The following is a 25,282-nucleotide window of genomic DNA, read 5'->3' on the forward strand; positions in this document are numbered from 1 at the left end:
CTTTAGATTTTCGTTGCGGTACCGAGCAGCGCGTAGTGCTCGTACGACTTCATCTGTTTTGCTATCTGCGAGATCTTGCTGGCGTAATTCGGGTCGGTGGCGTACCCGGCCTTTTGCAACTCTTGCACGAACTGTTCAGGTTTATCGGCGGCTTTCACCGCATCTTGATAGCGCGAATTGTTCTGCAACAGGTTCACCAGGTCATGGAAGCTGTCCTGATAGGAATCGTACGAACGGAACGCTGCCGTCTCCTTGACGAACTGGCCATCGCGGAACTCGCTGGTAATCGCTCTCGCCTCGCCGCCCTCCCAGTTGCCAGTTGCCTTGATGCCAAACAGGTTGTGGCTGCTACTGCCGTAGCTGTTGCGCATCACCGACTTGCCCCAACCGGTTTCCAGCGCGGCCTGGGCTACCAGATAGCGAGGGTCGATACCAATGCGCTTGGCGGCCTGCTCGGCCATCGGCAGCATGGTGGCGACAAATTCATCACTGTCGGCGAACGCCTTCTTCGGCGCCAACGGCGGCTGGGCCACCGCGCGACCGACAATACGCAGGCCGTTGTCCGGCACGGCAAAGACCTTGGCCGGTTGCTGGCCGTCACGGGCAGGTACGGCGGCGTTGTTCGGGCTGGCCGCCGACGGCACGATACCAGCCAAAAGGCGGTCGGTGAGTTTGCTCGGCAAGGCCAGGCGCCGCGAATTGAGCGCCGCTACATCATTGCGGTTAGCGCTCGCCAGGGTGGCTTGCACGGGCTCAGCCACCTTGTTGCCCCATAGCGCCGGGGCGCGGCCTTCAACGTGCGGGAACGGGCTGGTATTGACCGATGCACTCTTCTTTTTCGACAACTGGCGCACCAGCACGTCCTGCAGGCCGATACCGCCCCCCTCGCGGGACATGCTCACGGCCAATTGCTGGTCATACATGTCGCGGTACTGCTTGACCGTTTCGGTGTTCATCGGGTTGTCGTCGGCCAGCACGTCGCTGGCCTTGCGCGAGGCCTTGAGCATTTCGCTGATGAATAGCGACTCGAACTCCTGGGCCACCTTGCGTACGTTGGCATCGCTGTCGCGGTCACCATGCTTGAGCGAACTGAGGCGATTGAGGTCGGTGTAAGCACCGCTGTCGCCGCTGCCAGAAACCAGGCTTTTGCTGTTCATCGGTACCGTCCTCAGATCACGATCAGGTCGGCTTGCAGGGCGCCGGCCTGTTTCAGGGCTTCGAGAATGGCCATGAGGTCACCGGGCGCTGCGCCCACCTGGTTCACCGCGCGGACGATTTCATCCAGCGTGGTGCCTGGGCCGAACTTGAACATCGGCTTGGCCTCCTGTTCCGCATTGACCCGCGAGCGTGGCACCACGGCAGTCTGGCCGTTGGAGAGCGGGCCCGGCTGGCTGACGATCGGGTCTTCGGTAATGGTCACGGTCAGGCTGCCGTGGGTCACCGCCGCTGGCGAAACCTTCACGTTCTGGCCAATGACGATGGTACCGGTACGCGAATTGATGATGACTTTGGCCACCGCCTGGCCGGGATCGATTTCCAGGTTTTCCAGGACCGACAGATAGTCCACGCGCTGGCTTGGGTCCATCGGCGCACTGACCCGCACCGAGCCACCGTCCACCGCCTGGGCCACACCTGGCCCCAGCAGGTCATTGACCTTGTCGACGATACGTTTGGCGGTAGTGAAATCGGGGCGGTTCAGGTTCAAGGTCAGGGTATTGCCCTGGTTGAAGCCGCTTGGCACGGCCCGCTCCACGCTGGCACCACCTGGAATCCTACCCGCCGACGGAACGTTGACGGTGATCTTCGAGCCATCGCGGCCCTCGGCGTCGAAGCCGCCGACCACCAGGTTGCCTTGGGCGATGGCGTAGACGTTACCGTCAATACCCTTGAGCGGGGTCATCAGCAGGCTGCCGCCGCGCAGGCTCTTCGAGTTACCGATCGAGGATACGGTTATGTCGACCACCTGGCCCGGCTTGGCGAACGGCGGCAAGTCGGCATGCACCGACACGGCAGCGACGTTTTTCAACTGCACGTTACCGGAGCCTGGCGGCACCTTGATGCCGAACTGCGACAGCATGTTGTTGAAGGTTTGCAAGGTAAACGGGGTCTGGGTGGTCTGGTCACCCGTACCGTTCAGGCCAACCACCAGGCCATAGCCAATCAACTGGTTGGAGCGCACGCCAGAAATACTGGCGATGTCCTTCAGGCGCTCGGCCTGGGCCACACAGGCACAGGACAGGAGCAGGGTTGCGGCAATCAGCTGCCTCACGTTGAACATGGTCATCCGTACTCAGAAAGGCCAAAGCGGGCTGAGGAAGAAGCGGTCCAGCCAACCAGGCTGGCTGGCATCGGCGAACGAGCCGGTACCGGAATAGGTAATGCGCGCGTCGGCCACACGGGTGGACGGTACGGTGTTATCGGTGGCGATGTCATCGGCACGGACCATGCCGGCAATGCGCACCAACTCTTCGCCGGTGTTCAGGGTCAGCCACTTTTCACCGCGCACCGCGATGATGCCGTTGGGCAGTACTTCGGCCACCGTTACGGTGATCGAGCCGGTCAGGGTGTTGCCCTGGGTCGCCTTGCTATCGCCCTTGGTGGCGCGGTCACCGCTGTAGCCCGCCTCCAGCGACAGGTCGCCGCCGCCAAACGGGTTGTTGGTGTTCGGTGTGCCACCGAACAGCGAGGTCAGGCCAATATCGGTCTTGCTGGTCTTGGCGATCTGCGAGCCGGCGTTCTTGCTAGCCGATGTACGCTCGTTGAGGGTAATGGTAATGATGTCACCCACCCGGAACGCTTTACGGTCGCTGTACAGGTTCTGCTCGAAACCGGCCTGGTAAATCGAACCGTTGTTGGCCGCTGCCGGCAATGGGGTGCGCGGCAGAACCGGCGCGTAGTACGGGTCGTTGGGCTTGGGCGTCGGCGCGACGCAACCTGCCAGCAACACCGCCCCCCCCAGGGCGAAAACGGACAACAGACGATTCATGACGCTTACCTCACGAGTGCAAAAAACTACCAGGCTCAGAGCTGCCGGCCTCAGAGCTGTTGAGTAACGAACGACAGCATCTGGTCGGCGGTGGAGATGACCTTGGAGTTCATCTCGTAGGCGCGCTGAGTGGTGATCATGTTCACCAGCTCTTCTACGGTGCTGACGTTGGAGTTTTCCAGGGTCTGCTGCAGGGTGGTGCCGAAACCGTTCAGGCCCGGGGTGCCGACTTGCGGCGCGCCACTGGCCGCGGTTTCCAGGAACAGGTTGTCGCCGATTGCCTGCAGGCCGGCCGGGTTGATGAAATCGGCGGTCTGGATGTTGCCGATCACCTGCGCTGCAGGGTTGCCGGCGGTCGTGATAGACACGGTGCCGTCCTGGCCGACGGTAAAGGTCTGCGCGTCGTTAGGCACAACGATGGCGGGTTCCAGGGCAAAACCGTTGGCAGTGACGATCTGGCCGTCAGAGTTCAGGTGGAAGGTCCCGTCACGTGTGTACGAAACGGTGCCGTCAGGCTGCAGCACCTGGAAGAAACCACGGCCGTTGACCGCCATGTCCAACGGGTTCTCGGTCGTTTGCAGGCTACCCGTCTGGAAGTTTTTCTGCGTACCGACAATGCGCACGCCGGTACCGACCTGCAAGCCTGAGGGCAGTTCGCTGTCCTGGGTGGACTGTGCGCCAGGCTGGCGCTTGATCTGGTAAAGCAGGTCCTGGAATTCGGCACGATCACGCTTGAAACCGGTGGTCGAGACGTTGGCCAGGTTGTTGGAGATGACCGTGAGGTTAGTGTCCTGGGCGGACAGGCCGGTTTTAGCGACCCAAAGAGCCGGAAGCATTAGTGTTCTCCTCGTGCGCCTGTTTTACGGCACCCGTTCAAAAGTGATTAGCCGATTTGCAAAACACGCGCCATGGCTTCGTCGCCTTCCTTGGCCGCATTCATCATCTTGACGTGCAGTTCAAATTGACGCGACAGCGCCAGGACCGAGGTCATCTCTTCGACGGCGTTGACGTTGCTGCCCTCGAGAAAACCAGATACCACCCGCACGTTGACGTCGGCGTCGGCTGGCTGGCCAGAGGTGGTATGAATCATGCCATCGAGGCCTTTGGTAAGACCCTTGGTGTCCGGGTTGACCAGCTTTATACGGTCGACCTCGGCCATCACTCGCGGGTCTTCACCCATGGAACGAATGCTGATGGTGCCATCGGCGCCCACCTCCACCTTCTGTTCTGGCGGGATGGCAATCGGGCCGCCGTTGCCGATCACGGGCATGCCGTTGCCGGCACGCAGCACCCCCAAAGCATCGATATTCAGGCTGCCTGTACGAACATAGGCCTCGCTACCGTCCGGGGCTTGTACAGCGATAAAACCTTTGCCGGTTACTGTCACGTCCAGATCTCGACCAGTTTCGACCATCGGCCCTTCGCTGAAGTCGGTGGCCGGACGCTCGGTCATGGCAAAGGCGCGCGCCGGAAAGCTGTCGCCAAACACCGGCATCGAACGCGCCTGCTCCAGGTCACGCTGAAAACCGTTGGTGGAAATGTTCGCCAGGTTGTTGGCGTGGGCCTTCTGCGCCAGCGCGTTCTGGCTGGCGCCGGTCATGGCCACGTAAAGCATCTTGTCCACAGTCATCCTCCGCTGCACTGGCGCTCGTTTGCCGTACGCCGCTGCTTTACTGGCAAAGAAGCAAGTTCCGAACCAACTTCATGTTTTTGGGAGAACCCCCCGGGAATACGGGGGTTTCGGGATCGCATTCGCACCATGCCCGCCGGTTATCCGGCGCCGGCTTGCCGATTGCGGCAAGCTTGTACCAGCCACCTGGCGCCAGGCCCGCCCCACTAAAGCAAGCAGAGCCGCCATGGCCAGCGCTTTATCCAAGAGCGCCAGCCCACGAACGGCGCTGACACTCACTCATCAAGGTTCCCGGCAACGACCATTGCTGTAGGGACCGGCAAATTTCCTCCAGCCGTCTCCTGGCGGCCATTGTGCACATACCAGACGGCCGTCGATCTGGCTTTCCCAACGCCACCAGTTAGCCGTACCAGCTTGCACTTGGTAGAGGCTGAACGCGATCAACAACGCCACCAGCAATTTGCCCATGAACCCTCCTGCAAAAACGACGAGCCCCTTCAAAAAGAAAGGGGCTCGCGTGCACACGATCAAACAGCAGCCATCAGGCCATTTGGATGACGGTCTGCAAGATGGTGCTTTCGGTAGAAATGGTTTTGGCGTTCGCCTGATAGTTGCTTTGCGCCTTTATCAGCTCAACAAGCTCTTGGGTCAGGTTGACGTTCGAGCCTTCCAGTGCGTTGGACTCGATAGCCCCCAAGGTTCCAGTCTTCGGCGCATCTATGCCGGGAATGCCCGAGGTGAAGGTTTCGGTCCAGCGGGTACCGCCAATTTGCTGCAAGCCTTGCTCATTTGCAAAGCTCGCCAGCGCCACCTGGCCAATGGCATTGGATTTGCCGTTGCTGAAGCTGGCGAACAATACCCCTGTTGCGTCGATGCTCAGGCTCGACAGAATACCGGTGGCGTAACCGTCCTGAGACTGCGACATTCGCGCGGTTTCGGTGTTGTAAGACGTAGTACTGTCCATCGCCAGGCGCATACCACCGACGTCACCCACGGCACCGTTGGAAGCCCAGTTACCCTGCGCATCTTCCACCGCAGGCACCCAACCGGTCATGCTGAATGTGTTGTTGGTCACGGTGAAAGACGAACCCGCCGGGTGGCCAGTATTATCAGCTGTCATGCTCTTGACCGAGCCATCGCTGTTGAAGCTGATGGTGCCCGTCAGTGGCATAGTCGAAGAAGGATCGAACGGGTTGCGCCCATCGACCAGCGTATACATGGTCCACTCGTTGGTGCCGGTCTTGCGGTAGAACTGCTCCAGCGTGTGCTCGTTGCCCTGGCTGTCATACACCTTGGTCGGGAACGACTTGGTATACGTCGACGCGTTGGCAGGATCGAACGGCAGGTTAGGCACCATCGCGCCATTGCCGTCATCGACCTCGAGAGGGATATCGGCGGCCGAAGAATTCAGGTTGATACCCTGATCGATCAGGGAGGTCGCCTTTGGCTGCAGCGCCGAGGTATCAATCTGCAAGTCCTTCAGTACACCCTTCTGAATGTTGCCAGCCGCATCAGCGGTATAGCCCTGCAGGCGCAAGCCGTCGGAAGTCACCACGAAGTTGTCCTTGCTGGCCTGGAAAGCACCTGCACGGGTGTAAACACGCGAGCCATTATCGGACAACACGAAGAAGCCCTGCCCTTGAATTCCCATGTCCAGCACGTTGCCTGTGGTGTTTACATCGCCCTGGGTGAACTGTTGGGAAATGGCAGCCAGGCGCACCCCGTTGCCCACTTGGTTCTTGCCGACACCCAAGCGGTTGGCACCCGCGTAGACATCCGCGAACTCGGCACGCGAAGACTTGAAGCCAGTTGTATTGACGTTGGCGATGTTGTTACCAGTGACGTCCAACTGCTTGTTCGCCGCAGACAGACCGCTAAGGCCGATATTGAAAGACATGAATTCGCTCCTTGTGCCGCGCTAACGGGCCTTAGATACCAATGGTTTGTACGTCGGAAAGAGACACCTTGCCGACACCGGCGAGGTTGAGCACCATTTCACCCGTTGCGCTGAAGCTGACGCTGGTCACCTTGGCCGGCAAGAGGGTGTTCATCTGCACCGACTGTCCATCTACTGTGGTGGTGGCAGTGAACGTGTAGGTGCCCGGGTCGACTTTCTCCCCGCTGCTGTTGGTGCCATCCCAGATGAAGTCAGCGTAACCCGCCTTCTGCTCACCCAACTCGATGGTCTTGACGGTGTTGCCGTCCTTGTCCTTGATGGTGATCTTCGCTTCGCTGATAGCCTGAGGCACAACGAACTGGGCATTGAAGCTTTCAGTGGTATCAACCACAGCTTTATCGTTCTGCACCACCACCGATCGGCCTACCAACGATGAAGCCTGCAGCGCCTGCGACGACGCCATGGCGTTGGTGATACTGCTAACCGACTCGTTCAGGGAGGTAATACCTTCCAAGCTGCTGAACTGCGCCAACTGAGCAACGAATTCACCGTTGTCCTGCGGGTCCAGCGGGTTCTGATGCTGCATCTGCGTTACAAGCAGCTGCAGGAAAGCATCTTTACCCAACGAATCAGTGCCGGTCTTGGAAGCGGTATCCGTGGTTTTCTTCGTACTGCTACCCACACCGGACGCCGTGAGCACATCATTGAGGTTGACGCCGGTAGTCTCGATTGCCATGGTCTGGATTCCTTATCACTGCCCGAGAGTCAGCACTTTCTGCATCATGCTCTTGGCCGTGTTCATCAGCTCGGCGTTGGTCTGGAACGCGCGGCTGGCCGAGATCATGTCAGCCATCTCCTCGACCACGTTGACGTTCGGGTAGTAGACATAGCCGTCCTTGTTCGCCGCCGGGTGGTTCGGCTCGTAGCGGGCTTCAAGGTTGCTCTGGTCTTCGACGATGCCCTTTACCTGCACGCCCTGCCCGGCTTCACCCTGGTCCTCGAACAGCGACTGGCTGCCGCCAGCCTGTGCATCCTGGAAGGTCGTGGCGAACACCGGATGGCGAGCGCGGTAGGTCTGGTCGATGCTCGACGAGACTGTCTCGGCGTTGGCGATGTTGGAAGCGACGGTGTTCAGGCGCGTGTTCTGCGCGCTCATGCCGCTACCGGCAATATTGAAGACACTGGAAAGGGACATGGTCATTCTCCCCGCAGGGCGGAAACCAGCCCTTTGAATTTACTGTTGAGCAAGGTGAAGCTGGCCTGGAAGCCAATGGCGTTTTCGGTGTAGTTCGACTGCTCGATCTGCGCGTCGACGGTGTTCTGGTCGATCGAAGGCTGCAGCGGCGTGCGGTATTTGAGCGTGTCGTCAGCAGCGACGGCCAGGCCTTCGGCTTCGATGTGCCGGCTGTTGGTCCGCTCCATGGCAAAGCGGCCACTTTGCTGCTTGCTGGTTTCGGCGGCGAGCACCGAAGAGAAGTCCATGTCACGCGCCTTGTAGTTGGGCGTGTCGGCGTTGGCAATGTTGTTGGCCAACACTTCGGCGCGCTGGGCGCGGAAGCCCAGGGCCTTTTCGTGAATGCCAAGCGCCTTGTCGAAACTGATGCTCATATCGGGGAAACCTTCAGAGGTTGACCGGAGTTTTGTTGAGCAAGTTATAGCAAGGGCTGTGCCAACCCCCCTGCCCCCCGAAATATGGGGTATGCGCGCGGCATGCTGTCAGGGTGATGCCAGAAAAGCGGCAAAGGCCTTCCGCCTTTGGCAGTGAAAGCGGCAATTGCCGGTTGGCAAAAGCGGCAAAACAAAAATTTGACGTCAGGGTTTTCCTGAGCCGGCCTCTTCGCGGGCATGCCCGCTCCCACAGGGGCCATGCAAGCCTGAAGGCGGTACAGGCAAACAAAAAGGCCGGCAACTTTCGCCGCCGGCCTTCTGCTTACTTGGCCTGGTAGATGATCCCCGGGCTGCATTGCACCATCTGGTAATGGTCCGGCAACCCGTTCAACGCCTCCGAGGCGCCGAGGAACAAGTAGCCACCCGGCTTCAGCGTGCTGTGAATACGCAGCAGGATGTCGCGCTTCACCTGCGCCGAGAAGTAGATCAACACGTTGCGGCAGAACACGATGTCGAACTTGCCCAGGCTGGCATAGCTGTCGAGCAGGTTGAAGGCACGAAACTCGACGCGGCTGCGGATCGCCGGCTTGACCGCCCAGCGCCCAGGCCCCTTGGGGTCGAAATAACGCTGCAGGCGCTCCTGGGACAAACCGCGGGCAATCGCCAGGCTGTCGTACTCACCGGTCTTGCAGTTGGTCAGCATGGTACCGGAGAGGTCGGTAGCCACGATTTGCGCACCCATCTTCAGCTGGCCGAGGTTGCTGCGCTCGAACTCGTCAATGGCCATCGAGATGGAATACGGCTCCTGGCCCGACGAGCAGGCAGCGGACCACATGCGCAGCCGCTGCCCAGGGTTGTTGCGAATGAACTCGGGAATGACCTTGTTCTTCAGCACTTCGAACGGATAGGTGTCGCGAAACCACAAGGTCTCGTTGGTGGTCATGGCATCGACCACCTGCTCGCGCAGGCCGCCGCGCGGCTGGGTCTGGATGCGCTGCACCAGCTCACCCAGGCTCTTGATGCCCTGTTGCTCCATCAGCTTGTTGAGACGGCTGGAAACCAGGTACTGCTTATTTTCCCCCAGCAGGATGCCACAGGCTTTCTCCAGGAAGACCCGGAACTGTTCGAAATCCAAATTACCCGTAGACACTACTGCCGCCTCTTTTCAATCACTGGTGCCAGGGCTTGCCCCGGCTGCTTCAATGCGCCGCCTTGATCCGGTCGACCACCCGCTGGGCCAGGTCGTCCGGCTTGAACTTGGCCAGGAAGTCATCAGCGCCGACCTTCTTGACCATCGCCTGGTTGAACACCCCGGAAAGCGAAGTATGCAGGCAGATGTGCAGTTTTTGCATGCGCGGGTCACTGCGAATTTCCGCGGTAAGCGTATAGCCGTCCATTTCCGGCATTTCAATGTCGGAGATCATCATCAGGAACTCCTCTTCCGGCTTCTTGCCCTCCTCTACCAGCTGGCGCAGGTAGTTCAAGGCCTGGCGGCCGTCATTGAGCGCCACCACTTCCACCCCGACGGTCTGCAGGCAGCGGCTGACCTGCTTGCGTGCCACCGACGAATCGTCGACGGTCAGCACCCGCAGCAGCACGGCCTTGTCCTGCACCTCGGCATCGACCACCCCGGCCGATACCGATTCGGAAGAAGGTGCCACCTCGGCCAGCACTTTCTCCACGTCGATGATCTCGACCATGCGGTTATCCACCCGGGTGACGGCGGTCAGGTAGTGGTCCCGGCCGGTACCCTTGGGTGGTGGGTGGATCTCTTCCCAGTTCATGTTGACGATGCGTTCGACCGAATGCACCAGAAAGCCCTGGGTTTTGGTGTTGTACTCGGTGATGATCACGAAACTCTTGCGCGTGTCTTCCTGCAGCGGTCGCAGCCCGGTCGCCATCGACAAGTCGAGGATCGGGATGGTCGCCCCACGAATGTTGGCCACCCCGCGCACCACCGGGTGCGCCTTGGGCAGCAGGGTCAGCGCAGGGCATTGCAGCACTTCCCTGACCTTGAATACGTTGATGCCGTAAAGCTGTTCGCCATTGAGGCGGAACAGCAGCAACTCCAGGCGATTCTGCCCCACCAGCTGCGTGCGCTGGTTGACCGAATCCATCACACCCGCCATGCCAGACTCCTTAACATTTCAGCCTTACGTTGCAACTCGAACAGTGAGTCGGCACGGGCTTTGCTTTTTTGAGCGTCATGTACACGAAAACGACATTTTTCCGACGATTGACGCGCCTGCTGACTGGCTCGCTGGCCACGCTGTGCCTGCTGATGCCCGGCGTTCGCACGCTAGCGGACGCGTTCACCTTGCCTGAACAGCTTATCGGTGTCACCCAAGGGTTTCTTGAATTTACCGTCGAAGATTATCTGGCCAGTACCCAGACCGCCGGCCGCTATGAAATCGAGGTCAGCTCGCTGGACCCGCGCCTGCGCATGCCGTTGTGCAGCCAGCAACTGGACGCCTCGCTGGAAAGCCCCGCGCAGCCACTGGGCCGGGTGACCGTGCGGGTGCGCTGCAATGGCGCCGCGCCGTGGACGGTATTCGTTCCCGCCACGGTGCGGCTGTTCCGCGACGTGGTGGTGGTAACCCGCCCGCTCAAGCGTGATAACGTCGTTGGTGAAGGCGACGTGGCCCTGCGCGAACGGGATGTCGGCACCCTGGGCCAGGGCTTCCTCAGCGAACTGGACCAAGCCGTGGGCATGAAGATGCTGCGCCCCACGGTGATCGACCAGGTGCTCACCCCGCAGCACCTGGAGCAGGCCGAGGTGGTGCGCAAGGGTGATCAGGTGGTCATCGTGGCGCGCAGCGGTAGCCTGAGCGTGCGCATGCCAGGCGAAGCCCTGAGCAAGGGCGGCCTCAGCGAGCAGATAAGGGTACGCAACCTCAATTCGAAACGGGTGGTCAAGGCCAGGGTCACCGGCCCTGGCCAGGTCGAGGTCAGCATGTAGACCAATCGCCAGAAGGCGCTGGCGGTGCGGAACCGCATTTCCTAAACTGTGTCAGAAAACGGGTGGCGAGCTTGCTGACAGGCGGCAACGCATTTGTGCCTAAAGTTTCTATCGGGTTGGCCGAAAACAAGGCAAGCGTCCAAATACCCAGAGGTTTCTGATCATGGTCATCGACTTCAGTCGTTTGAATAACTCTCCGTCCGTCACGGGCGGCGTGCGCGGTAACAGCGCCACCGGCAGCGCCGAAAAACCGGCAGCCAGCCAGGAAGCGGTGAAAGACACCGGCGCCAGCGGAGAAGCGGTACACCTCAGCCAAGAGGCCCAGCAGTTGCAGAAGATCAGCGACAAGCTGCGCGACGAACCGGTGGTCAACAGCGCCCGTGTGGCTCAGTTGAAACAGGCTATCGCCGACGGCAGCTACCAGGTCGATGCCGGCCGGGTCGCCAGCAAACTGCTTGATTTCGAAGCCCAGCGCTGACCGAGCGGCGCGCTGACTTCACGGACGCTAGAAAAGCCAAGAGTTAGCCATGCACGACACCACATTGCTGCAACTGATCGAAGATGACATTGCCCCGCTGCAGGAACTGCTTGAGCTCCTGCAGAAAGAAGCCGTTGCTTTGCATGGTCGCGACATGTCGCCACTGGAGAGCATCTTGGCGCGCAAGCAGTCTTTGATCGTGCTGCTCGAGCAGCAAGGGATCCGTCGCGGCAACCTGCTCACCAGCCTAGGCCTTAGCGCCGATCGCGCAGGGGTCGAGGCCGTTGCCGCTCAATCGCCAAATGGCGCATTGCTACTGCAGCAACTCGACGTAATTAGCCAGCTGATGCAAGCCTGCCAGCAAGTCAATGAGACTAATGGCCGTATCATCCAGGTGCAGCAACACGTCACCAATAACCAGATCCGCATCCTTCAAGGCGGCGATTCACCGTCGCTGTACAATAGCCGTGGCGGCACATCGCTGCTGAGCAAGCCACGCGCCCTCAGCCAAGTCTGATTTTTCTATCAAGGCACGGAACATACTGGCAAAATGCCGTTACTTGCGTGAGTCGCTTTTGCCTGGAGAACGATAAGCCGTGTTCAATGAATCAGATGCCCCGCAACCGCCAAAGGTGCTGAGCACCCCTTTGGAGATTGCGGCCAACTTGCGGCAACTGCAAGAAAGCCACGACCCGCTGATCATCACCTTCCATGACCGCAGCCACCGCTTCCAGAGCTACGTGACGCACGTGGACCGTGAAAGCAACACCCTGGCGCTGGATGAAATGATCCCCCGTGACGCCGAGAAGTTCATCGAGAGCGGTGAACACTTCCGTGTCGAAGGCTTCCACGACGGCGTGCGTATTGCCTGGGAATGCAACCACGCCCTGAAGATCAGCGAAGTCAACGGCCACCGCTGCTACAGCGGCCCCTTGCCAGTCGAGATGACCTACCACCAGCGCCGCAATGCCTTCCGCGCCGCGCTGAAGCTGTCGCAACTGGTCGACGTGATCCTTGACGGTACCCACCTCAAAGGCAACGGTGCCCTGCGCGGCAAGCTGCTGGACATCTCCGCCACCGGCTGCAAACTGCGCTTCGAGGGCAATGTCGAAAGCCGCCTGCAACTGGGCCAGGTGTATGAGCGCTTCAAGGCGGGTAACCCGCTGGGCCTGGTCGACACCATGGTCGAGCTGCGCCACCTGCATTACGAAGAGCGCATCAACACCACCTTTGCCGGCGTACGCTTCCACAACCTCAGCGGCCCTGCACAGCGCAAGGTCGAGAGTTTCGTGTACCAGCTGCAGCGTGAGGCGCGGCGGTTCGACAAAGACGACTACTGACCGTCGGCTGGTTGAAGCAGAAACGCCACCTTTCGAGGTGGCGTTTTCGTTTGTGTTTCTCCAGTGCTGGCCCCTTCGCGGGCTCGCCCGCTCCCACAGGTATTGCACTGCCCTCAAGGCTGGCAGTGACCCCGTGAGAGCGGCAAGCCCGCGAAGAGGCCAGCACAGGCTTACACTGACTTGCTCGCGTCTTCAGCCTCGGGCGCCTGTTGCTCGGCCCCCTTCTCTTCCGCCTCGGTATCCTCTGCCGCCACCGGTGCCTGCATTACATCCTGCACGGTCTGCTCATCCACGCGCGGGTCCAGGGCCGCCGACAATGGCGAACCGGCCGCCGGCATCGCCACGTGACCAAGCGGTGCGTCCTGCACCTGGTGCAAGCCGGTAACCGCCTTCGGCCGGATGCGCCACACCAGCACCAGCGCAAAGAACACGAAGAAGGCATACAGCATCTGCGCGCCCAGCACCTTCATCAGCACGCCAGCCGCCAATGGCCCGATACAGGCGCCAACGCCGTAAGTCACCAGCAGCATCGCGGTCAACGACACCCGCCGCTCACTTTCCACGTGGTCGTTGGAAAACGCCACCGCCAGCGGATACAGGCAGAACTGCAACAGCGAAATCACGAAGCCGATGCCGAACAGCAACTCCAGCGGCACGCTGGGCAGTACCGCCAACGGCGCTGCCGCCAGTGCCAGGCCCACCGCCACGCTGCGGATCAGTACCGCCCGGTCGTAACGGTCGGACAACCAGCCCAGCGGCCACTGCACCAGCAGGCCGGCAAAGATGCAGCTACCCATGAACAAACCGATCTGCTCCGTACTCATGCCCTGGCTGGAGGCATACAACGGCGCCAGGCCGTAGAACGAACCCACGATCAGCCCCGAGCCGAGCACGGTGCTGAGCGACTGCGGCACGCGCTTGATGAAGAACTTCGGCTCCATCGGGGCCGGGCGCAAGGGTGCCGGGTGAATACGCCGGGTCATGGCCACCGGCACCAGGCACAGGGCGAAGCACATAGCCACCAGCATCAGTAATTCCGGGCCAAGCGCCGGGTGCACCACCAAAATCAGCTGGCCGAGCACCAGGCCCAGGTACGAGGCAATCATGTACCCGCTGAACACCGCGCCGCGGTGCTTCACATCCGCCTGCTCGTTGAGCCAACTCTCGATGACCATGTACTGGCACATCATGCCCAGGCCAACAATCATGCGCAGGCCGACCCACGCCGGCAGCCAGTCGGTCAGGCCATGGCCGAGCACCGCCGCGCCAACGATGCCGGCGCAGGTGGCATAGGCACGTATGTGCCCGACCCGACCGATCAGCCGGTGGCCGACCTTGCCGCCCACTGCCAGGCCAAAGTAGTTGGCCGCCATCAAGGCACCGACCCACAGGCTGTCGACGTGGTCGGCAGCCAGGCGCAAGGCGAGGTAGGTACTGAGCAGACCCGAGCCGATCAACATCATCAGCGCGGCGAAATACAACGACTGAAACGGCTTCCATACATTTCGCATAGGTACCGAGGAGCTCCCTGGTCAGGTGGCGGGCTGCTAGCAGCATAAGGGCAAAACCCGCTCGGCGCAGGCCCCCTTGAGCGATTTGCCGCCATGGCGGCGTGTCCGGTGCAGGTGGTGTCGCGATCAGGCTGGTACTGCCAGCACGCGCTGTTTGGCACGGCTGCTGGCGACCTAGCCTTCGATGAATTCGCAGTTCAACAGTTCCCACGCCAACGGCGCTGCATGGCTCACTCGCGCAAGGTCATGCCATTGGCTGGCAGCGGCAGGGCGGTTTTATAGCGCACCTGCTTCAGGGCAAAACTCGAGCGAATATTGGCCACCCCCGGCAACCGGGTCAGGTAATCGAGAAACCGCTCCAGCGCCTGGATGCTTGGCAGCAGTACCCGCAGCAGGTAGTCCGGGTCACCGGTCATCAGGTAGCACTCCATCACCTCGGGCCGCTCGGCGATTTCTTCCTCGAAGCGATGCAGCGACTGCTCCACCTGTTTCTCCAGGCTGACATGAATGAACACGTTCACATCCAGCCCCAGCACTTCGGGCGACAACAACGTCACCTGCTGCCGAATCACGCCAAGCTCTTCCATGGCCCGCACCCGGTTGAAACAGGGCGTGGGCGACAGGTTCACCGAGCGTGCCAGCTCGGCGTTGGTGATGCGGGCGTTCTCCTGCAGGCTGTTGAGAATGCCGATATCGGTACGATCGAGTTTGCGCATGAGACAAAATCACCGGTTTTTTTTGGTTATACGGAATGATTATCTGCCGCGCACAGCAAAGGCAATCAACTTGAGAGAAAAATTCTCCTGCCGGGCCACTAAGATGTAGGTGACGCTGACCTGCCAGTCACAAGCCGGCACTCAGCGGCGGCCGCTTCAAAGCTCACAAAAACAAATACCCGAGCGAGCGTAAAAAGCATGAACGAGTACGCCCCCCTGCGTTTGCATGTGCCCGAGCCCACCGGCCGGCCAGGCTGCCAGACCGATTTTTCCTACCTGCGCCTGAACGACGCAGGTCAAGCCCGCAAGCCTCCTGTGGATGTCGATGCTGCCGACACCGCCGACCTTTCCTACAGCCTGGTCCGCGTCCTTGACGAGCAAGGTAACGCTCAGGGCCCGTGGGCTGCAGACATCGACCCGCAGGTCCTGCGCCAGGGCATGCGCGCCATGCTCAAGACCCGGGTGTTCGACAGCCGCATGGTAGTTGCCCAGCGCCAGAAGAAGATGTCTTTCTACATGCAGAGCCTGGGCGAGGAAGCCATCGGCAGCGGCCAGGCACTGGCATTGAACCGCACCGACATGTGCTTCCCCACCTACCGCCAGCAAAGCATCCTGATGGCCCGCGACGTGTCACTGGTGGACATGATCTGCCAGTTGCTGTCCAACGAGCGCGATCCGCTCAAGGGCCGCCAGCTGCCGATCATGTACTCGGTACGCGAGGCCGGCTTCTTCACCATCAGCGGCAACCTGGCCACCCAGTTCGTGCAAGCCGTCGGCTGGGCGATGGCCTCGGCGATCAAGGGCGATACCAAGATCGCCTCGGCGTGGATCGGCGACGGCGCCACCGCCGAGTCGGACTTCCACACCGCCCTGACCTTCGCTCACGTGTACCGGGCGCCGGTCATTCTCAACGTGGTCAACAACCAGTGGGCCATCTCGACCTTCCAGGCCATTGCCGGTGGCGAATCGACCACCTTCGCCGGCCGTGGCGTGGGCTGCGGCATCGCCTCGCTGAGGGTCGACGGCAACGACTTCGTCGCGGTGTACGCCGCCTCGCGCTGGGCCGCCGAACGCGCGCGCCGTGGCATGGGCCCCAGCCTGATCGAGTGGGTCACCTACCGCGCCGGCCCGCACTCGACCTCTGACGACCCGTCCAAGTACCGCCCCGCCGATGACTGGAGCCACTTCCCGCTGGGTGACCCGATCGCCCGGCTTAAGCAGCACCTGATCAAGATCGGCCACTGGTCCGAAGAAGAACACCAGGCCACCACCGCCGAATTTGAAGCGGCGGTGATCGCCGCGCAGAAAGAGGCCGAGCAATACGGCACCCTGGCCAACGGTCACATCCCGAGCGCTGCCTCGATGTTCGAGGACGTGTACAAGGAAATGCCCGACCACCTGCGCCGCCAACGCCAGGAACTGGGGGTTTGACATGAACGACCACAACAACAGCATCAACCCGGAAACCGCCATGGCCACCACCACCATGACCATGATCCAGGCCCTGCGCTCGGCCATGGATGTCATGCTTGAACGCGACGACAATGTAGTGGTGTACGGCCAGGACGTCGGCTACTTTGGCGGCGTGTTCCGCTGCACCGAAGGCCTGCAGGCCAAGTACGGCAAGTCGCGCGTATTCGACGCGCCGATCTCCGAGAGCGGTATCGTCGGCACCGCGGTAGGCATGGGCGCCTACGGTTTGCGCCCGGTGGTGGAAATCCAGTTTGCCGACTACTTCTACCCTGCCTCTGACCAGATCGTTTCCGAAATGGCCCGCCTGCGTTACCGCTCGGCCGGTGAATTCATCGCCCCGCTGACCCTGCGCATGCCCTGCGGCGGCGGCATTTACGGTGGCCAGACCCACAGCCAGAGCCCGGAAGCCATGTTCACCCAGGTGTGCGGCCTGCGTACGGTCATGCCATCGAACCCATACGACGCCAAGGGCCTGCTGATCGCCTCGATCGAATGCGACGACCCGGTGATTTTCCTGGAGCCCAAGCGCCTGTACAACGGCCCGTTCGACGGCCACCACGACCGCCCCGTGACACCCTGGTCGAAACACCCGCACAGTGCCGTGCCCGACGGCTACTACAGCGTACCGCTGGACAAGGCCGCCATTGCCCGGCCAGGCAATGACGTGACCGTGTTGACGTACGGCACCACCGTGTACGTCGCCCAGGTGGCAGCCGAAGAGAGCGGCGTCGATGCCGAAGTGATCGACCTGCGCAGCCTCTGGCCGCTGGACCTCGAGGCCATTGTCACATCGGTGAAAAAAACCGGCCGCTGCGTGGTAGTGCACGAGGCCACCCGCACCTGTGGCTTTGGTGCCGAACTGGTGTCGCTGGTGCAGGAGCACTGCTTCCACCACCTGGAGGCGCCAATCGAGCGTGTCACCGGCTGGGACACCCCCTACCCTCACGCACAGGAATGGGCTTACTTCCCTGGGCCTTCGCGGGTAGGCGCGGCATTGAAAAAGGTCATGGAGGTCTGAATGGGCACGCACGTCATCAAGATGCCGGACATTGGCGAAGGCATTGCGCAGGTCGAGTTGGTGGAATGGTTCGTCAAGGTCGGCGACACCATCGCCGAAGACCAGGTGGTGGCCGATGTCATGACCGACAAGGCAACTGTGGAAATCCCTTCGCCGGTCAGTGGCAAAGTATTGGCCTTGGGCGGCCAACCCGGGGAAGTGATGGCGGTCGGCAGCGAGCTGATCCGCATCGAGGTGGAAGGCAGCGGTAACCATGTGGATGTGCCGCAGGCCAAACAGGTGGAAACTGCAGCTGCGCCGGCAGCGCCGCAGGAACCCGTTAAACCGGTCGCCTGCCAGGCACCGGCCAACCATGAAACCGCGCCCATCGTGCCGCGTCAGCCGGGCGACAAGCCGCTGGCTTCGCCCGCCGTGCGCAAGCGCGCCCTGGATGCGGGTATCGAACTGCGCTACGTGCATGGCAGCGGCCCGGCCGGGCGCATTCTGCACGAAGACCTCGACGCCTTCATGAGCAAGCCGCAAAGCAGCACTGGGCAGGCGCCGAATGGCTATGCCAAGCGCACCGACAGCCAGCAGGTGCCGGTGATCGGCCTGCGCCGCAAGATTGCCCAGCGCATGCAGGACGCCAAGCGCCGGGTCGCGCACTTCAGCTACGTGGAAGAAATCGACGTCACGGCCCTCGAAGCCCTGCGCCAGCAACTCAACAGCAAGCACGGCGACAGCCGCGGCAAACTCACCCTGCTGCCGTTCCTGGTGCGTGCGCTGGTGGTGGCGCTGCGTGATTTCCCGCAGATCAACGCGACCTACGACGACGAAGCGCAGGTCATCACCCGCCATGGTGCGGTGCATGTCGGCATCGCCACGCAAGGGGACAACGGGCTGATGGTGCCGGTGCTGCGCCACGCCGAAGCAGGCAGTCTGTGGGCCAACGCCAGCGAGATCACACGCCTGGCCCATGCCGCGCGCAACAACAAGGCCAACCGCGAAGAACTGTCCGGTTCGACCATCACCCTGACCAGCCTCGGAGCGCTGGGCGGTATCGTCAGCACGCCCGTGGTGAACACGCCGGAGGTGGCGATCGTCGGCGTCAACCGCATGGTCGAGCGGCCGGTGGTGATCGACGGCCAGATCGTCGTGCGCAAGATGATGAACCTGTCCAGCTCATTCGACCACCGGGTGGTCGATGGCATGGACGCCGCCCTGTTCATCCAGGCCGTGCGTGGCCTGCTCGAACAACCTGCCTGCCTGTTCGTGGAGTGATCATGCAACAAACCCTACAAACCACCTTGCTGATCATCGGCGGCGGCCCTGGCGGCTATGTCGCGGCCATCCGCGCCGGGCAACTGGGCATACCCACGGTGCTGGTCGAGGGCCAGGCGCTGGGCGGCACTTGCCTGAACATCGGCTGCATCCCGTCCAAGGCACTGATCCACGTGGCCGAGCAGTACCACCAGGCCACCCGCTACACCGAAGCCTCGCCGCTGGGCATCAGCGTGGCTTCGGCGCGCCTGGACATCGGCCAGAGCGTGGCCTGGAAGGACGGCATCGTCGACCGCCTGACCACCGGGGTCGCCGCCTTGCTGAAAAAACACGGAGTCAAGGTTGTGCATGGCTGGGCCAAGCTGCTCGACGGCAAGCAGGTCGAGGTCGATGGCCAACGTATCCAGTGCGAACACCTGCTGCTGGCCACCGGCTCCAGCAGCGTTGAACTGCCGATGCTGCCGCTGGGTGGCGCGGTCATTTCCTCCACCGAAGCGCTGGCACCCAAAGCCCTGCCCCAACACCTGGTGGTGGTGGGCGGTGGTTACATCGGCCTGGAGCTGGGTATCGCCTATCGCAAACTGGGCGCGCGGGTCAGCGTGGTGGAAGCGCGCGAGCGCATTCTGCCGACTTACGACACTGAACTGACGGCACCGGTGGCCGAGTCGCTGAAAAAGCTGGGCATCGCCCTGCACCTGGGCCATACCGTCGAGGGTTACCGAGATGGCTGCCTGCTGGCCAATGATGGCCAGGGTGGGCAGTTGCGCCTGGAGGCTGACCAGGTACTGGTGGCGGTCGGCCGCCGACCACGCACCCGCGGCTTCAACCTGGAATGCCTGGACCTGAAGATGAACGGCCCCGGCATCGCCATCGACGAGCGCTGCCAGACCAGCATGCACAATGTCTGGGCCATCGGCGACGTGGCTGGCGAGCCGATGCTGGCGCACCGGGCCATGGCCCAAGGCGAGATGGTGGCCGAGATCATCGCCGGCAAAACCCGCCGTTTCGAACCGGCAGCCATTGCCGCCGTGTGCTTCACCGACCCGGAAGTGGTGGTAGTCGGCAAAACCCCGGAGCAGGCCAGCCAGCAGGGCCTGGACTGCATCGTCGCGCAGTTCCCGTTTGCCGCCAATGGCCGGGCCATGAGCCTGGAGTCGAAAAGCGGTTTCGTGCGCGTGGTGGCGCGCCGTGACAACCATTTGATCGTGGGTTGGCAGGCGGTTGGCGTGGCCGTTTCCGAGCTGTCCACGGCGTTTGCCCAGTCGCTGGAGATGGGCGCACGCCTGGAGGATGTGGCCGGTACCATCCATGCCCACCCGACACTGGGTGAGGCGGTACAGGAAGCGGCACTGCGCGCCTTGGGGCACGCCCTGCATATCTGACACTGAAGCGGCCAAGGCCGATTTGGCCCGCTGCGCCGTGAGGCGCCGCGGGTCTTTTTTTTACTCACGGGGCCGGCACAGGCTACTCGGCTATGACGTTCTTGCCATTGCCCTTGGCCCGGTACAGCGCCTGGTCCGCCCGCGCCAGCAGCTCGACCTGGTCTTCCCCGCCGCGCCGCTGTACCACGCCGTAGCTCATGGTCAGCTGGCAGTCGCCCACCGGCTCCAGCTGCTGTACGGCCTGGCGCAGGCGCGTTGCCACGTCCAACGCTTCGCTCAGGGCGGTCTGCGGCAGCACGATGATGAACTCGTCACCCCCCCAACGCGCCAACAGGTCAAAATCACGCAGGCAGCTGCGCAGGTTTTCCGCCACCTGCACCAATGCCCTGTCACCCTGCGCGTGGCCATAGCGGTCGTTGATCGGCTTGAAATCATCCATGTCCATGGCAATCAGCGACAACGGCTGGCGAAAGCGCTGAGCGCGCTGACACTCCAGTTGCAGCTCCTTTTCCAGCCGGTAGCGACTGGCGACGCGGGTCAGGGCATCGCGTTCGGCCAGCTCGCGGTTTTCATCCAGCTGGCGCTGCAACTGCTGGTTGACCCAGGACAGTTCGCGGGTGCGTTCGGCAACCAGGCTCTCCAGTGATTGGTTCTTCTGTTGCAGCTGCGCAACCAGGCGCTTGCCAGCGTCAATGTTGCGGTGCGCACCGAGCATGCGTGCCACCGAGCCATCGGCGTTGCGGTCGATGATATAGCCAGTGTCCTCGATCCACAGGTAACTGCCATCCTGGCAGCGGCAACGGTACTCGATAAGGTAACGCTCGGTGCGCTGCTCGATGTAGGCCTCGAAATGCGCCATCACCCGGGGGTAGTCTTCGGGATGGATCACACTTTCCCAGGTGAATACCGAGTTGGCCTTGGAATGGTTGGCATAGCCCAGCATGGCGTACCAACCGGGGTTGCGATAAACGTAGCCGGTGTTGGCGTTCCAGTCCCAGATGCCATCGCTGACCAACTCGAACAAGGTGTGCAACTGCTGTTCACTGAAGCCGGCGGGCGCCGGCCTGGTTTCCTGATTCATGCGCTCTCCCTGATGCCCAGCAACTGCGTGCCCATCAAGGGGCTGCCGACATTATGTGTTTGCCGCAGGCGGCAAGATCATGTCTGTCAGTGGCAAGCATAAGCCTGGCGCTGGGAGACCGGAAGAGATCCAACGGCGTATATTTTTACTGGCCATGACGGCCTGATCGGCGGGAAGCCTCAGGGCTTTGGAGAGGTAGGCAAACAGGGGGGGAAATGGCGTCCCAGGCAGGAATTGAACCTGCAACCTTCCCCTTAGGAGGGGGATGCTCTATCCAATTGAGCTACTGAGACGCAAACACCGGCAGCGAGCGCTGCACAGCGGGACGGCGAGCATGTTAACCAGCATGCCAGCGTTTGTCATGCCTGTACCGGGCTTTTTCGCGTAATCCTTTTCTGGCACTACGTCGCCCCGGGCAGCACGCCCGTTTCGCGCAGCAGTGTGAACAGGCCGGCGACGGCTGTTTCCAGGCGGTTGGAATTGTCCAGCACATGCACGGTGGGGTCGCTGGTGTGCTGTAAACGTGCATTACGGGCCAGGCGCTGCTCGACTTGCGCCGCCGTTTCCCGCCCGCGGGCCAACAAGCGCTCGCGCAGCACTTCGGGGCTGACTTCGACCAGCACCGCCAACAGGTCTGGGTAACGCGCACGGGCTTCGGCCAAATAGGCGCGCGAGCCATTGACCAGCACCGGCCTGCCCGCCTGCAGCCAGGCGTCCACCTGCACCGCAATGCCATAGTCCAGGCCATTGGCCTGCCAATGCATGGCGAACGCGCCCTGCGCGAGCAGGGCCGCAAATTGCTGCGGGGTAACGCCATGGGCCGCTTCGCCCCGCGCTTCTGCCGAGCGGGTAATGACCCTGTGGGCGATTTCCACGCCGGCGGCAGCCAGTTGCTCACGGGAAGCTTCCAGGATGGAATCCTTCCCAGACCCTGACGGGCCCATCAAAAATATCAGCCGCCCTGCCCCTGATCGGCGGTCGCTTGCGTCATGTTGCATAGCCACTATGCTCTATAGAGGGAACCCGGCGCATTCTAGGGGTTTTCCTGGTCTTTTGCTGTTTTTTACCAGTTTTTGACGGCAAAAGGCTGACGGTCAGGCGAGCCGGAGCATGTAAAACTTTTCAAACCAGTACTCATTTCTGATAATTGGTACTGGCACAAAGCCTTTACCCGGCTCACTATTTGTCACATAATTGACGCCAAGGAAACGGCGACCTTGAGGCAAGATGAGCATCCAATTTTCACTGACGGTTGAACATTTTGTCGCCACGACGGTCGTATTTTCACCCCCGTGCGGCCAATTTGAGAACCGCTTCCCCTGAACCAAAATCCGGTCAATTTATATGCGCCCAATGAAACAGGCTATTTATTCGAGCCGCACCGCTGACAAGTTCGTCGTCCGCCTGCCAGACGGAATGCGTGAGCGCATTGCCGAGGTAGCGCGCAACCATCACCGCAGCATGAACTCCGAAATCATCGCACGCCTGGAGCAGAGCCTTATCCAGGAAGGCGCGTTGGGTGACGAGCTGAGCATGCGCCTGGACAGCCCGGAGCTGTCCCTGCATGAACGCGAGTTGCTGCAACGTTTCCGTCAGCTGTCCCACCGCCAGCAAAACGCCTTGGTTGCGCTGATCGCGCACGATGCAGAGATGGCAGCCGACGCTTCCTGAAGGTTGCCAGCGGATACAAAAAAGCCAGCGTCAGCTGGCTTTTTTGTGGGTCACTACAGGGAATTCGCCCCCCTGTAGGAGCGGCCTTGTGTCGCGAAAGGGCCGCAGCGCGGCCCCGGCAATGTCGGCTGTAACGCCAGAACCCGGGGCCGCTGCGCGCCCCATCGCGACACAAGGCCGCTCCTACAGGGATCGCGCAAGGCAAGAAAGGGGTTACAGCAAGAATAGCGTCGCCAGCCCCAGGAAGATGAAGAACCCGCCACTGTCGGTCACAGCCGTGATCATCACACTCGCGCCCATCGCCGGGTCCCGGCCCAGTCGCGCCAGGGTCATCGGGATAAGCACGCCCATCAGCGCGGCCAGCAACAGGTTGAGGGTCATCGCTGCGGTCATCACCACCCCCAATGACCAGCTGCCATACAGCCAGAAAGCCACCGCACCGATCACCCCGCCCCACACCAGGCCGTTGATCAGCGATACCGCCAGCTCTTTACGCATCAAACGGCTGGTATTGCCCGGCGACACCTGATCCAGCGCCATGGCACGGACGATCATGGTGATGGTCTGGTTACCGGAGTTGCCACCAATACCAGCAACGATCGGCATCAACGCGGCCAAGGCCACCAGTTTTTCAATCGAACCCTCGAACACGCCGATCACCCGCGAAGCCAGAAACGCGGTGATCAGGTTGATCGCCAGCCAGGCCCAGCGGTTGCGGAACGAACGCCAGACCGAGGCGAAGATGTCCTCTTCTTCGCGCAGACCGGCCATGTTGAGGACTTCGCTCTCGCTTTCCTCACGAATCAGGTCGACCATTTCGTCGATGGTCAAACGGCCGATCAGGCGCTCGCTCTTGTCGACCACCGGCGCCGATACCAGGTCGTAACGCTCAAAGGCCTGCGCGGCATCGTAGGCATCTTCCTCGGGCTGGAAAGACACGGGGTCGGTCGCCATGACCTCCGCGACTTTCTTCTCCGGGTCGTTGACCAACAGGCGCTTGATCGGCAACACCCCTTTGAGGATGCCGTCGTAATCGACCACGAACAGTTTGTCGGTATGGTTGGGCAGTTCTTTGAGGCGGCGCAGGTAGCGCAGCACCACTTCCAGGCTAACGTCTTCGCGGATGGTGACCATCTCGAAGTCCATCAGCGCACCGACCTGCTCCTCGTCGTAGCTCAGCGCGGAACGCACCCGCTCGCGTTGCTGGGCATCCAGCGTTTCCATCAGCTCGTGGACAACGTCACGCGGCAACTCAGGCGCCAGGTCAGCCAGTTCGTCGGCGTCCATTTCCTTGGCCGCCGCCAGCAGCTCGTGGTCGTCCATGTCGGCAATCAGCGACTGACGTACGGAGTCGGAGACTTCGAGCAGGATGTCGCCGTCGCGATCCGAGCGCACCAGCTGCCAGACCGTCAGGCGGTCTTCCAGGGGCAAGGCTTCGAGGATGTAGGCGACGTCGGCGGGGTGAAGGTCATCGAGCTTGCGCTGCAACTCGACGAGGTTCTGGCGGTGGACCAGGTTCTCGACCAGGTCGTTGTGCGCACCTTCCTGGCGGTGGGTCAGGTCTTCAACCACACGCTGGCGCTGCAGCAACTCGATCACCTGGGCCAGGCGGTCCTGCAGGCTGTCCTGTGCTTTTTTTACTTCTACTTCGGTCATAGGCGAACTCCACTCCCACCAGCGGAGCACGCCGGGAGAATCAATCGGTCAGATCTTTCGGTATGAATCGTGTTAGCGAGTAACTACTGGGTAAGTCCATGGTGGTTTTCCACAAGCCCCGGCGGGGCTGACGGGCGCAATCATACACTGCTAAAGCTGTCAGATCGCTTAAATTTTTGGCTAGAACAATCGTTTGCGCGATAAAGCTGGGACAACGCACGAAGCCAACAGTGCGACGGTTGTCGTGGGTACGAAAGCACATTGAATTTCGCATATGTCGCGGCAGTGCGGCCTTGGAACTGCGAAGCGCCCCGGCCACGGCACAACCTTTACAGGAAAGCTTAGATGGCCATGGTCGACAATTCTGTGACACGCAGAAACAAAAAGCCCGCTCTGTTGAGCGGGCTTTTTGATGGGGTATGGCGGACTCAGCAGGATTCGAACCTGCGACCGCTCGGTTCGTAGCCGAGTACTCTATCCAGCTGAGCTATGAGTCCGTGATGGTAGTTTTAGACCAGATTACCACTGGTTGACTGAGTAGCCTTGCAAGCAAAACCACTTCAAAAAGTGGCGGACTCAGCAGGATTCGAACCTGCGACCGCTCGGTTCGTAGCCG

The 25,282-nt window shown here is 61.4% G+C and carries 26 protein-coding genes and 2 tRNA genes; 9 read left to right on the plus strand and 19 right to left on the minus strand.

Translation table 11 applies throughout. The features are described 5' to 3' along the window. Positions 1-2: 2 nt before the first annotated feature. From flgJ to QME24_RS12100, 12 genes are all read right to left on the minus strand, one after another. Positions 3-1,157: a flagellar assembly peptidoglycan hydrolase FlgJ gene (flgJ, locus tag QME24_RS12045; protein WP_280091473.1), complete on the minus strand. Its 1,155-nt coding sequence runs from the start codon at positions 1,155-1,157 to the stop codon at positions 3-5. Between the two features lie 11 nt (positions 1,158-1,168). After that, positions 1,169-2,284 (minus strand): flagellar basal body P-ring protein FlgI, encoded by a 1,116-nt coding sequence (locus QME24_RS12050; RefSeq protein ID WP_161891729.1) that lies wholly within the window; start codon positions 2,282-2,284, stop codon positions 1,169-1,171. 6 nt (positions 2,285-2,290) lie between these two features. Then, entirely contained in the window at positions 2,291-2,986 is a 696-nt protein-coding gene (flgH, locus tag QME24_RS12055; RefSeq protein ID WP_281690846.1) for a flagellar basal body L-ring protein FlgH, read from the minus strand. A 50-nt stretch (positions 2,987-3,036) separates the two neighbouring features. Beyond that, a complete protein-coding gene (gene flgG / locus QME24_RS12060) occupies positions 3,037-3,822 on the minus strand; it encodes a flagellar basal-body rod protein FlgG (protein WP_015271239.1) in 786 nt (261 codons plus the stop codon). Between the two features lie 47 nt (positions 3,823-3,869). Continuing rightward, positions 3,870-4,610 carry a flagellar basal body rod protein FlgF gene (locus QME24_RS12065; RefSeq protein ID WP_054913402.1) on the minus strand — a complete coding sequence of 247 codons (741 nt, stop codon included), beginning with the start codon at positions 4,608-4,610 and terminating at the stop codon, positions 3,870-3,872. 288 nt (positions 4,611-4,898) lie between these two features. After that, a complete protein-coding gene (locus tag QME24_RS12070; RefSeq protein WP_125855127.1) occupies positions 4,899-5,084 on the minus strand; it encodes a hypothetical protein in 186 nt (61 codons plus the stop codon). Between the two features lie 73 nt (positions 5,085-5,157). Then, a complete protein-coding gene (flgE, locus tag QME24_RS12075) occupies positions 5,158-6,513 on the minus strand; it encodes a flagellar hook protein FlgE (RefSeq protein WP_182337128.1) in 1,356 nt (451 codons plus the stop codon). 31 nt (positions 6,514-6,544) lie between these two features. Further along, positions 6,545-7,249, minus strand: coding sequence for a flagellar hook assembly protein FlgD (gene flgD / locus QME24_RS12080; protein ID WP_054913399.1), 705 nt, complete (start codon positions 7,247-7,249; stop codon positions 6,545-6,547). A 15-nt stretch (positions 7,250-7,264) separates the two neighbouring features. After that, positions 7,265-7,708, minus strand: coding sequence for a flagellar basal body rod protein FlgC (gene flgC / locus QME24_RS12085; protein WP_025340101.1), 444 nt, complete (start codon positions 7,706-7,708; stop codon positions 7,265-7,267). Positions 7,709-7,710: 2 nt separating this feature from the next. Then, positions 7,711-8,121, minus strand: a complete 411-nt coding sequence (gene flgB, locus QME24_RS12090) for a flagellar basal body rod protein FlgB (RefSeq protein WP_009684247.1) — start codon at positions 8,119-8,121, stop codon at positions 7,711-7,713. A 322-nt stretch (positions 8,122-8,443) separates the two neighbouring features. After that, positions 8,444-9,271, minus strand: a complete 828-nt coding sequence (gene cheR / locus QME24_RS12095) for a protein-glutamate O-methyltransferase CheR (RefSeq protein WP_009684248.1) — start codon at positions 9,269-9,271, stop codon at positions 8,444-8,446. Between the two features lie 49 nt (positions 9,272-9,320). Further along, a complete protein-coding gene (locus tag QME24_RS12100) occupies positions 9,321-10,250 on the minus strand; it encodes a chemotaxis protein CheV (protein WP_009684249.1) in 930 nt (309 codons plus the stop codon). Positions 10,251-10,327: 77 nt separating this feature from the next. On the opposite strand from QME24_RS12100, the gene flgA reads away from it, so the two are divergent. The 4 genes from flgA to QME24_RS12120 all read left to right on the plus strand — a co-directional run bounded on the left by flgA (position 10,328) and on the right by QME24_RS12120 (position 12,898). Then, entirely contained in the window at positions 10,328-11,080 is a 753-nt protein-coding gene (flgA, locus tag QME24_RS12105; RefSeq protein ID WP_054904786.1) for a flagellar basal body P-ring formation chaperone FlgA, read from the plus strand. Between the two features lie 163 nt (positions 11,081-11,243). After that, positions 11,244-11,558: a flagellar biosynthesis anti-sigma factor FlgM gene (gene flgM, locus QME24_RS12110; RefSeq protein ID WP_009684251.1), complete on the plus strand. Its 315-nt coding sequence runs from the start codon at positions 11,244-11,246 to the stop codon at positions 11,556-11,558. 49 nt (positions 11,559-11,607) lie between these two features. Then, positions 11,608-12,075, plus strand: a complete 468-nt coding sequence (locus QME24_RS12115) for a flagellar protein FlgN (protein WP_054913401.1) — start codon at positions 11,608-11,610, stop codon at positions 12,073-12,075. 79 nt (positions 12,076-12,154) lie between these two features. Then, positions 12,155-12,898 (plus strand): flagellar brake protein, encoded by a 744-nt coding sequence (locus QME24_RS12120; RefSeq protein WP_281690847.1) that lies wholly within the window; start codon positions 12,155-12,157, stop codon positions 12,896-12,898. Positions 12,899-13,068: 170 nt separating this feature from the next. On the opposite strand, the gene QME24_RS12125 is transcribed toward QME24_RS12120, so the two are convergent. Beyond that, entirely contained in the window at positions 13,069-14,409 is a 1,341-nt protein-coding gene (locus tag QME24_RS12125; RefSeq protein WP_054904782.1) for an MFS transporter, read from the minus strand. A 230-nt stretch (positions 14,410-14,639) separates the two neighbouring features. Further along, a complete protein-coding gene (gene bkdR / locus QME24_RS12130; protein ID WP_003254485.1) occupies positions 14,640-15,125 on the minus strand; it encodes a Bkd operon transcriptional regulator BkdR in 486 nt (161 codons plus the stop codon). Between the two features lie 198 nt (positions 15,126-15,323). On the opposite strand from bkdR, the gene QME24_RS12135 reads away from it, so the two are divergent. From QME24_RS12135 to lpdA, 4 genes are read left to right on the plus strand one after another with little or no spacing between them, the layout of a single operon-like run. Continuing rightward, complete coding sequence (locus QME24_RS12135) at positions 15,324-16,556, plus strand: 3-methyl-2-oxobutanoate dehydrogenase (2-methylpropanoyl-transferring) subunit alpha (protein ID WP_029887003.1); 1,233 nt, start codon at positions 15,324-15,326, stop codon at positions 16,554-16,556. A gap of 1 nt (position 16,557) precedes the next feature. After that, complete coding sequence (locus QME24_RS12140; protein WP_009684256.1) at positions 16,558-17,616, plus strand: alpha-ketoacid dehydrogenase subunit beta; 1,059 nt, start codon at positions 16,558-16,560, stop codon at positions 17,614-17,616. Next, entirely contained in the window at positions 17,617-18,876 is a 1,260-nt protein-coding gene (locus QME24_RS12145) for a dihydrolipoamide acetyltransferase family protein (protein ID WP_054904781.1), read from the plus strand. Positions 18,877-18,878: 2 nt separating this feature from the next. Beyond that, entirely contained in the window at positions 18,879-20,258 is a 1,380-nt protein-coding gene (gene lpdA, locus QME24_RS12150) for a dihydrolipoyl dehydrogenase (protein WP_281690848.1), read from the plus strand. 82 nt (positions 20,259-20,340) lie between these two features. Here lpdA and QME24_RS12155 read toward each other — a convergent pair whose 3' ends face one another. The 3 genes from QME24_RS12155 to phnN form a co-directional block, all read right to left on the minus strand. Further along, positions 20,341-21,339 (minus strand): sensor domain-containing diguanylate cyclase, encoded by a 999-nt coding sequence (locus tag QME24_RS12155; RefSeq protein WP_182365447.1) that lies wholly within the window; start codon positions 21,337-21,339, stop codon positions 20,341-20,343. A gap of 216 nt (positions 21,340-21,555) precedes the next feature. Continuing rightward, a tRNA-Arg gene (locus QME24_RS12160) sits at positions 21,556-21,632 on the minus strand. Between the two features lie 108 nt (positions 21,633-21,740). Beyond that, the gene (gene phnN, locus QME24_RS12165) at positions 21,741-22,337 is read right to left on the minus strand and encodes a phosphonate metabolism protein/1,5-bisphosphokinase (PRPP-forming) PhnN (RefSeq protein WP_235767943.1); all 597 of its coding nucleotides are present in this window, start codon (positions 22,335-22,337) and stop codon (positions 21,741-21,743) included. Positions 22,338-22,683: 346 nt separating this feature from the next. Between phnN and QME24_RS12170 the strand changes: the two genes are divergently transcribed. After that, the gene (locus tag QME24_RS12170; protein ID WP_009681471.1) at positions 22,684-23,010 is read left to right on the plus strand and encodes an Arc family DNA-binding protein; all 327 of its coding nucleotides are present in this window, start codon (positions 22,684-22,686) and stop codon (positions 23,008-23,010) included. 213 nt (positions 23,011-23,223) lie between these two features. On the opposite strand, the gene mgtE is transcribed toward QME24_RS12170, so the two are convergent. Together mgtE and QME24_RS12180 are read right to left on the minus strand one after the other, a co-directional pair. Beyond that, entirely contained in the window at positions 23,224-24,666 is a 1,443-nt protein-coding gene (gene mgtE / locus QME24_RS12175) for a magnesium transporter (protein ID WP_009681472.1), read from the minus strand. Between the two features lie 420 nt (positions 24,667-25,086). Further along, positions 25,087-25,163: transfer RNA gene (locus QME24_RS12180), tRNA-Arg, on the minus strand. Positions 25,164-25,282: the final 119 nt, after the last annotated feature.

Source organism: Pseudomonas sp. PARCl1 (genome assembly GCF_947311875.1).
Taxonomy (GTDB): Bacteria; Pseudomonadota; Gammaproteobacteria; order Pseudomonadales; family Pseudomonadaceae; genus Aquipseudomonas; species Aquipseudomonas juntendi.

Coding starts and splice junctions, on each gene's coding strand:
- flgJ (WP_280091473.1), bottom strand. CDS start 1,157: ATGAACAGCAAAAGCCTGGTTTCTGGCAGCGGCGACAGCGGTGCTTAC.
- QME24_RS12050 (WP_161891729.1), bottom strand. CDS start 2,284: ATGACCATGTTCAACGTGAGGCAGCTGATTGCCGCAACCCTGCTCCTG.
- flgH (WP_281690846.1), bottom strand. CDS start 2,986: ATGAATCGTCTGTTGTCCGTTTTCGCCCTGGGGGGGGCGGTGTTGCTG.
- flgG (WP_015271239.1), bottom strand. CDS start 3,822: ATGCTTCCGGCTCTTTGGGTCGCTAAAACCGGCCTGTCCGCCCAGGAC.
- QME24_RS12070 (WP_125855127.1), bottom strand. CDS start 5,084: ATGGGCAAATTGCTGGTGGCGTTGTTGATCGCGTTCAGCCTCTACCAA.
- flgE (WP_182337128.1), bottom strand. CDS start 6,513: ATGTCTTTCAATATCGGCCTTAGCGGTCTGTCTGCGGCGAACAAGCAG.
- flgD (WP_054913399.1), bottom strand. CDS start 7,249: ATGGCAATCGAGACTACCGGCGTCAACCTCAATGATGTGCTCACGGCG.
- flgC (WP_025340101.1), bottom strand. CDS start 7,708: ATGTCCCTTTCCAGTGTCTTCAATATTGCCGGTAGCGGCATGAGCGCG.
- flgB (WP_009684247.1), bottom strand. CDS start 8,121: ATGAGCATCAGTTTCGACAAGGCGCTTGGCATTCACGAAAAGGCCCTG.
- QME24_RS12100 (WP_009684249.1), bottom strand. CDS start 10,250: ATGGCGGGTGTGATGGATTCGGTCAACCAGCGCACGCAGCTGGTGGGG.
- flgA (WP_054904786.1), top strand. CDS start 10,328: ATGTACACGAAAACGACATTTTTCCGACGATTGACGCGCCTGCTGACT.
- flgM (WP_009684251.1), top strand. CDS start 11,244: ATGGTCATCGACTTCAGTCGTTTGAATAACTCTCCGTCCGTCACGGGC.
- QME24_RS12115 (WP_054913401.1), top strand. CDS start 11,608: ATGCACGACACCACATTGCTGCAACTGATCGAAGATGACATTGCCCCG.
- QME24_RS12125 (WP_054904782.1), bottom strand. CDS start 14,409: ATGCGAAATGTATGGAAGCCGTTTCAGTCGTTGTATTTCGCCGCGCTG.
- bkdR (WP_003254485.1), bottom strand. CDS start 15,125: ATGCGCAAACTCGATCGTACCGATATCGGCATTCTCAACAGCCTGCAG.
- QME24_RS12135 (WP_029887003.1), top strand. CDS start 15,324: ATGAACGAGTACGCCCCCCTGCGTTTGCATGTGCCCGAGCCCACCGGC.
- QME24_RS12140 (WP_009684256.1), top strand. CDS start 16,558: ATGAACGACCACAACAACAGCATCAACCCGGAAACCGCCATGGCCACC.
- QME24_RS12145 (WP_054904781.1), top strand. CDS start 17,617: ATGGGCACGCACGTCATCAAGATGCCGGACATTGGCGAAGGCATTGCG.
- lpdA (WP_281690848.1), top strand. CDS start 18,879: ATGCAACAAACCCTACAAACCACCTTGCTGATCATCGGCGGCGGCCCT.
- QME24_RS12155 (WP_182365447.1), bottom strand. CDS start 21,339: ATGAATCAGGAAACCAGGCCGGCGCCCGCCGGCTTCAGTGAACAGCAG.
- phnN (WP_235767943.1), bottom strand. CDS start 22,337: ATGCAACATGACGCAAGCGACCGCCGATCAGGGGCAGGGCGGCTGATA.
- QME24_RS12170 (WP_009681471.1), top strand. CDS start 22,684: ATGCGCCCAATGAAACAGGCTATTTATTCGAGCCGCACCGCTGACAAG.
- mgtE (WP_009681472.1), bottom strand. CDS start 24,666: ATGACCGAAGTAGAAGTAAAAAAAGCACAGGACAGCCTGCAGGACCGC.